The sequence below is a fragment of the Rhodococcus sp. PAE-6 genome, from assembly GCF_025290685.1.
GTDB lineage: Bacteria > Actinomycetota > Actinomycetes > Mycobacteriales > Mycobacteriaceae > Rhodococcus > Rhodococcus pyridinivorans.
This window is the reverse complement of the sequence record NZ_JAOCLZ010000043.1, coordinates 1-6,597: the sequence shown is the minus strand read 5'-3', so window position 1 is coordinate 6,597 and position 6,597 is coordinate 1. Positions and strand designations below refer to the sequence as shown.

Here is a 6,597-nt window from a genome sequence, read left to right as displayed (position 1 = left end):
ACCGCTACAGTGAACCCTGCTCACGGGTGGGCACTTCCACCGAGCACAGTTGAGCACTTTCGATGAGCCTCATCAGCGTCCGAGAACACTCCGGTCCAGTTGCCGAGGACATCGAGATGGCGGGTACAGGCGGTTTCGATGCGACCGAGGTGCGTTTCGACCCACTTCATCGGGAAGTCCATCGTGCTGCCGGTCCTCGGGAGGGTATAGAAGTTCGGTTTCTGCGCGACCTCCGCATAAGGCTGGGGGTTGTGCACGTATCGTGTCTCCACCTCGGTTCGCTGGACCTTGCCGCTCATTGCCCAGCGCTTCAGATGCATCTTCGGGACGAAGTGATGCTTCCTTGGAGAGTTCCCCGATTCTTCAGCTGCGGCCGATACCCTGCGCGATTCAGCGATGAAGTCTTCGGACAACCATTCATGTTCGAAGCAGGTCTGAGCGCGCAGATCTCTCGGATGCGGAAGCACTCCCGGAGTGTAGGAGACGGCTCCGACAACGCCTTGCCATAAAGGCACGTGCTCATGCTGTATTCGCAAGGATTACCTGCAAATCGCTCATAGGCTGTCTACCTGCACTGTTCTATCTATACCTATAGATAGGTACGCTCAGGGGGGTGACCTCCACGCTCGAATCGCGTCCGCTCCGGGTTGTCGTCCTGGTACGAGTAAGCACCGGAGGGCAACTCGAGGGCTACGGTCTCGACGTCCAAGAGAGGGACTGCCGCAGCTACGCCCGCGCCCACAACATGCGCATCGTGAAGATATGCCGCGACGAAGCGATCAGTGGCAGGGCCGGCGACGACGAACGCCCCGGACTGTCCGAAGTGTTGCAGATACTCGCCGGAGGGAAGGCCGACGCTCTGCTCGCACCCAACCTCGATCGCCTCGCCCGCCACCTCACCCAGCAGGAAGCGATCCTGTCGGTGGTATGGGCACACGGAAAGCGCGTCTTCACCGCCGACCGAGGCGAGCACCTCCCGGACGACGACGACGATCCAATGCGCACTTTCGTCCGGCAGGTCATGGGAGCCGCCGCGCAGCTCGAACGCGGGTTGATCGTTAAGCGCCTGAAATCAGGCAGGAGACAGAAAGCCGAACGCGGCGGATATGCAACAGGATCGCCCCCCTACGGGCAGCGGGTGGTCGATGGGAAACTCGTGGAGCACCCGGAAGAAGTTGCCGTACTGCGGCAAGTGCGGGCATGGGCCGTCGAAGGAATCGGCGTACGAGCCATCGCCCGCCGACTAAATGATGCCGGCGTCCCCTCAAAACGCGGCGGACAATGGCACCCGTCCACCGTTTCACGTCTAGTGGATCCACGGGCTCGCGTTGACTCGCGCCGGCGATCTTCGGCTGCCCGTGCAGCCGATCGGGAACGAGAGAGGCTGGCTCGAGCCGGTCGCGTTCTTGGCCGCGTAACATGATCGAGGACGAAAGTTCTTTTTCTAAGATCTTAAAGGAAACCGAATCGTCCTATAGATAGTGGGGCCAACTGAGTATTTATGGCTTCCAGGTCATGACCGCTTCATAAGTTTCCGGATCCGACAACTTTCGAATGAGGTAGCTAACCCAGGATTCGGTATACACATAACGCTCGAAAGTCTGATTATATCGACAGAAGTCAGCTTTTGTTTTTGTGGGATCGTCTGCGCCCACTGGAGGGCGAACCCCAAAGTAACGCCACGCTTGTGTGTGATGATGAGTTGTAAAGGGCTGAGAGAGTTCTGCCGCTACACGCTCGACTACCTGCCCCGGCCGGAGCGTTCCAAGGTCAGCTACAGGAATCTGTTTCTCTCGAATGATGGTCCGCACCTGATCCATGACTGCGTTTTGCTCTTCTGTGAGTTCTTCCGGTCGTACAAAGGTCATCACGGCGTCTGCTTCAGTCTTTGGACCCTTATAAGGAATTAGGTAAATCCGGAAATCGAACTGCTGGTCAGCTGCCAGATCAGGGGACAATCCTGCATCGAAATCTTGCACCCATTCCAGCACGCCACGGGGAACTTGTGAGCGAACCTTTTTTACTGCCTTGGCAGCATCATCTGTGATCGAGGATAGAAACAAAGGAAAACGCAGTTCTGTAGCGACAGCTTCATCATCGCCAAATAACTCGACAAGAGTGGTTTCGTAGTTCAGTAGATATGCCTGAGTGCGGCCGGCTACCAGGGCGGCAATATTCTTTTCATGTCGGTGCTCGATCCTGTTCCTCAATCCCACAAAGAAGTCCAGGTTCGCCTTCCGGGGGTCGTTGGGAGTAAAAAACTCCATCATGAGGGTGCTAAGAGACTTGTACTTCCAATCGCCATCTTCATGACGAATACGCCGCCCGCGAGAGTCTCGAATATAGACATCTCGGCCAGCCTTCTCGAAATGGGCCTGTAAGAGTTTCAACCAACCCATCGACATGTGGACAATGAAAGCTTCGAGCTGTCGTGCATCGCCCGAACGGTTGTACAGGTCGACTGCAAGCCGTACCTCATTTTTGGATGCTTGAAGGACATGCCACCAGTGCGGACGAGGAGCCATAGGGTGAGACTATGGCAGTAGTGACTGGCTCGTTGGGGGGAGTCCCGTCTTTTGTCATGTCAGAACGGATTGTACTGTCCGACCCCTTGACCGATTTGTTGGTTCAACTTCCCTATCCGTTGGAGAAGTTCGAATCGGTCCTGCGCGATCTTGCGGGGCCAGTGGTAGCAATCTGCGACAGCTGCATCCAGACGCTTGTGTAGCTTGAACAGGTCTGAATATGCGCCTTCGTCGACGCGGTTGTACAGAACCGTCAGGCCGATCTGGTCGTTCCGTGAAATCTCCCGACGGCGGTTGATGAGGTCGCGTGCTGCCTCTGCAACGGCCTGCCTCTCGTCTGGGGTGGGGGAAGGCCAGGGGTATGTCTCGAACGCGGTAGACGGCGTGAACCGCAGGTCGTCCTTCATCGTCGATGACTCATTCCACACCCACGCATCGAATGCGGTAGAAGTCAAAATGCCAATCGAATAGTCGTCATCGAAAGCAAATACTCCCACTGCATTGCTCGGGCACCAGTCGTTGTCTGCCCAGGTAAACAGCAGACGCTTACCAGTCAGTGTTGACACAAGATAGCGGGACTTCGATGCAATGGCCTTACGCATCTCGGGTCTGGGTCGCCAGAACTTCACCAGATCTTTCGTAGCTCCGGGTCGTTGTCACGCTCCGGCTTGACCGTCTTCCGAAGCACTGCCAGGGAATTTGGATACTTCATAGCCTCTTCCAGAGGCATAGTGCCGAAATCAATGATCCATCGGCTTGGCCGCGCTTCGACTACGTCGGCTATGTCGTCACTCGTGATGTAGCGACGCACAACCTTTTCCTCTCCGGAAGCGTGGAGGCTGGCGGCGGTCTTGTCATCAATGATGAATCCCTCTCCGGTTGGCTGGCAACCAATGAAGGATTTACCTTTGTTCGCAGGCAGCTTGTATGGTTCCGGGAGGGTGGGACCGGGCTTAAGCTTAGAGTTGATCGCCTCGACCTGCACTCCGTCGAGATAGAACTCTGCCACGGGCGTAGTTGGATTCTTAACCCAGTTAGTAAGGGAGACGAAGACTTTGGCCTCCCCAGGCCACCTCTGGGTAGATACGGCATCAGTGATGACACCACCGTTATCTACGATGTAGCGCAGCGAGGCCAGTCGATGCTTGTTCTCGCGAAGAGTGTTCGTTGATACAAATCCTGCTCGCTGACCGTCGTTGAGATGATCGTGGGCCCTGCGAAACCAGTACGCGCAGAAATCAACAACCCCAACGGAAGGAAACCCGTTCTTCAGCTTCTGAAGGTAAGGCTCACCCAGCTCACCGCGAATTTTTCGGTCGCCGACAAACGGTGGGTTACCGACAATGCAATCAACCTCAGGCCAGGACCCGAACACCGCATCGCCGATGGTGATACCAGCAAGATTGACCAAGGGCAGTGGAGGTTCGGCGTCGCCGTACTGGTCCATCATCTGGCGGTGCCCCATCCACAGCGTGACGCGAGCAATCAGCACAGCAGCTGGCTGAATCTCGATGCCATAGAAGTTGTTGAGGCGCACATACGGATACGGTCCGGGGGGCATCGGTAACCCGGTCTCAGCAGCTAGGTCTGCGATGCGTTGTTTGCAAGTGGACTCAAGGCGGCGCAGTTCGCGGTAGGCCACGTAGAGAAAGTTGCCGCAGCCACAGGCCGGGTCAAGGACTCGGAAGGAACATAGTTCTTCCAACACTCGAAGGGCCTCAGCGGGTGTCGACGCGGCGTCGATGCGGTCCTGCCAGGGGCGAACGATGGTGGGGTCGACAATCTTCATGATGTCGACTTCGTGAGTGTAGTGAGCGCCCAGTTTACCGCCGATAATGCGTTCCATCAGCGATCCGAAGATCGTGGGTTCAACCTTGCTCCAGTCGTACGTAGTGGCCTCGTAGAGAGCATCAAGCTCCTCTTCGTTCAGCTCTACGTATGCCGGATCGGCGAACAGTTGGCCGTTGACGTATCGAGTGCCGGCCAGGATGCCTTTGCGGTGCTGATCTCCCTTTTGATTGAGCACTTTGAACAAGAACCCAAGTGTCTGCGCTGATTCCTCGGCGCGACCACGGAGTTTGGCTACGGTGTTCTGAAACGGTGCGCCGGTGAGAAGCCCGAGCTCTTCGGCGAACATCGTCCAAATCGACTGCATAATGAACCGCTGGACTTCATCCGGCGGAGCAGCATTCCTGTCGATCAACGATCGATAGACTTCCCCGACCTTGTCGGCAGCCTGGGTAGTTAGTTCTTTGTGGAGCTGGGCGAAGTTGGGTCGCTGGTCGGCGCCAGCAAGGAACATCAGTGCTTCGTAACGGGATGGCAGCTCTTCAAGGGTGAAGGAAGCGCGGGGCGACTTCGGGAAGCGGCCCGGCTCCCAAATCTCGAACTGATGGAAGTTGCAGAGCACCACCCACCGGGCGGCAGGGACATCGGCATCATCATCCGCTGACTCTTCCCAGTACCGCTTGACCTGCTCGCGGGCTTCGGTGACGTGCACATGAGGTGCCTTCATCTCGACGATGCAAATCCCTGGCCAATGCAGGTCCATGAATCCAGCCGAGGATTTGAAGGCTTCGAACTTGGCTCCTACCTCCAGTCGGTCGGAGCCGTAGGCGTCGAAGAGCATATTGAGGAAGGTCTGAGCTTCGCTCTTTTCGCTGCCCTGGTAGTTGCGCCACTTCTTGTGGAACTTGACCAGGGCTTTCTGAATCTCTTCACCGCTACGCACAGCGGTGACCCTATGTCACCACTGTGAGAGGGTCACAGTCACACCAGCCTCAGTTCGTCTCCGCTGAAGTAGGCATCCTTCTGTAGGCGGGTGCGTGTGCGCTCAAGTTCCTTGAGTGCGTCGGCCAAGGCGAGCTGCGCGTTGTGTTCTTCCGGGCTGTTGCCGAGGCGCTTTTTCGCCTTCTTTGCGCGTGTAATGGCGTGCTCGATGTTCACCAGTACGTCTGAGACTTCGGACATCGCAAGCTCATGCGCAGCCTGGGCTGCGGAGCGTGGGTCGTGTGCCGGGGCTCCCATGTACCTCCACCTTGCCCAGTTGACGGTTTGCTAATCCACAGCGTAATGGCCTGCCCCCGTCAGAAGCCAAAACCCGCGTGAGTCGACATCTTCTTGATCTTCACTCCAAAGGACGCAGGTCTTCCGGATCTCGCCTCCCAGCCAGCCCGGAGGTCTCCCTAACCCGTGGTCTTAAAAGCTGAAGCAGGTGTCCCTGTGCTCAAGCATGTGTGTCCGTTGTTAGGCACGGTACGTGCAGCGGAGGTACTCGGAAAATGGCGCTCTTGTTGTCTAAGCAACAATAATGCAGAATGGACAAACTGAGAGCCGATATGAAGGGGGCGCGGCATGGACGACGAGCTGCATCGCACTGCATGGGAGATGAGCACCGACGGCGCCGATTGGCACGAGATCGGGCAGGAACTCGGCTGCACACCGGACGCTGCACGATTGATGGCGCAACGCTACGAACGCGACACCGACGCCGCGGCCGCGAAGAATCAGTTCTCTCTGTTCGACCTGTAACACCGACCTGCGGCCTAACACCCGCCGACGAAGGGGGCTTCACCATGAGCTTTTTCGTGATCCTGCTGATCTTTAACGCGCTCGCCACTACGAGCGCGATCGTGTGCGCCTCGCGCTCGTATCGGCGTTACGGCAGCGCCGGCCGGGCGGTGTTCGCCGGCCTCGGTGGACTGATGATTCTGCCGCTGCTGTTCGTTCTGGCGACCGCAATGGCCACTCCTCGCGCAGCCCGGCTGCCGTAGGATTCAGCGTTAACAAAAATCACTAAAACCGCAGGTTGAAAATGGTTTTGTGTCGTAAATGCTAGTAGAATAGACCTCACGAGTCGTCCCGATGGATGGGGACGCTACGCCCGAAGAAGGGCGCAGTCGAGGAGGTCGCGTGGCAGACGAGGACGCCCGCCAGGGGGCATTCGGTTCCGAGGATCAGGGAGGACAGGGCGGTGGCGCAGAGCGAGGAATTCGCGACACAGGTCGAGGGGATCGACCTGACGATCGCGGCCGAGACCAGGCGGATTCTGGTCGAGTGGCTGGGCGTCGAT

The 6,597-nt window shown here is 57.5% G+C and carries 8 protein-coding genes; 3 read left to right on the top strand and 5 right to left on the bottom strand.

Annotation, left to right across the window (positions count from 1 at the left end; genetic code table 11):
* Positions 1 to 20 precede the first annotated feature (20 nt).
* Positions 21 to 467: a DUF4238 domain-containing protein gene (locus NVV99_RS25850; RefSeq protein WP_260783250.1), complete on the bottom strand. Its 447-nt coding sequence runs from the start codon at positions 465 to 467 to the stop codon at positions 21 to 23.
* A 146-nt stretch (positions 468 to 613) separates the two neighbouring features.
* Here NVV99_RS25850 and NVV99_RS25845 point away from each other — a divergent pair, with 146 nt between their 5' ends.
* Positions 614 to 1,423: a recombinase family protein gene (locus NVV99_RS25845; protein WP_232333539.1), complete on the top strand. Its 810-nt coding sequence runs from the start codon at positions 614 to 616 to the stop codon at positions 1,421 to 1,423.
* 76 nt (positions 1,424 to 1,499) lie between these two features.
* Here NVV99_RS25845 and NVV99_RS25840 read toward each other — a convergent pair whose 3' ends face one another.
* From NVV99_RS25840 to NVV99_RS25825, 4 genes are read right to left on the bottom strand one after another with little or no spacing between them, the layout of a single operon-like run.
* Entirely contained in the window at positions 1,500 to 2,525 is a 1,026-nt protein-coding gene (locus NVV99_RS25840; RefSeq protein ID WP_217580680.1) for a DUF3644 domain-containing protein, read from the bottom strand.
* A 59-nt stretch (positions 2,526 to 2,584) separates the two neighbouring features.
* Entirely contained in the window at positions 2,585 to 3,154 is a 570-nt protein-coding gene (locus NVV99_RS25835) for a hypothetical protein (RefSeq protein ID WP_260783249.1), read from the bottom strand.
* On the bottom strand, positions 3,151 to 5,256 hold the full coding sequence (locus NVV99_RS25830; protein ID WP_260783248.1) for a DNA methyltransferase: 2,106 nt from the start codon (positions 5,254 to 5,256) through the stop codon (positions 3,151 to 3,153). The genes NVV99_RS25835 and NVV99_RS25830 overlap by 4 nt, the downstream gene beginning before the upstream one ends.
* A 38-nt stretch (positions 5,257 to 5,294) precedes the next feature.
* Entirely contained in the window at positions 5,295 to 5,495 is a 201-nt protein-coding gene (locus NVV99_RS25825; protein WP_260783247.1) for a hypothetical protein, read from the bottom strand.
* 384 nt (positions 5,496 to 5,879) lie between these two features.
* Here NVV99_RS25825 and NVV99_RS25820 point away from each other — a divergent pair, with 384 nt between their 5' ends.
* Both NVV99_RS25820 and NVV99_RS25815 read left to right on the top strand, forming a co-directional pair.
* Positions 5,880 to 6,056: a hypothetical protein gene (locus NVV99_RS25820; protein ID WP_198162608.1), complete on the top strand. Its 177-nt coding sequence runs from the start codon at positions 5,880 to 5,882 to the stop codon at positions 6,054 to 6,056.
* A 44-nt stretch (positions 6,057 to 6,100) separates the two neighbouring features.
* Entirely contained in the window at positions 6,101 to 6,298 is a 198-nt protein-coding gene (locus NVV99_RS25815) for a hypothetical protein (RefSeq protein WP_033098684.1), read from the top strand.
* Positions 6,299 to 6,597 lie beyond the last annotated feature (299 nt).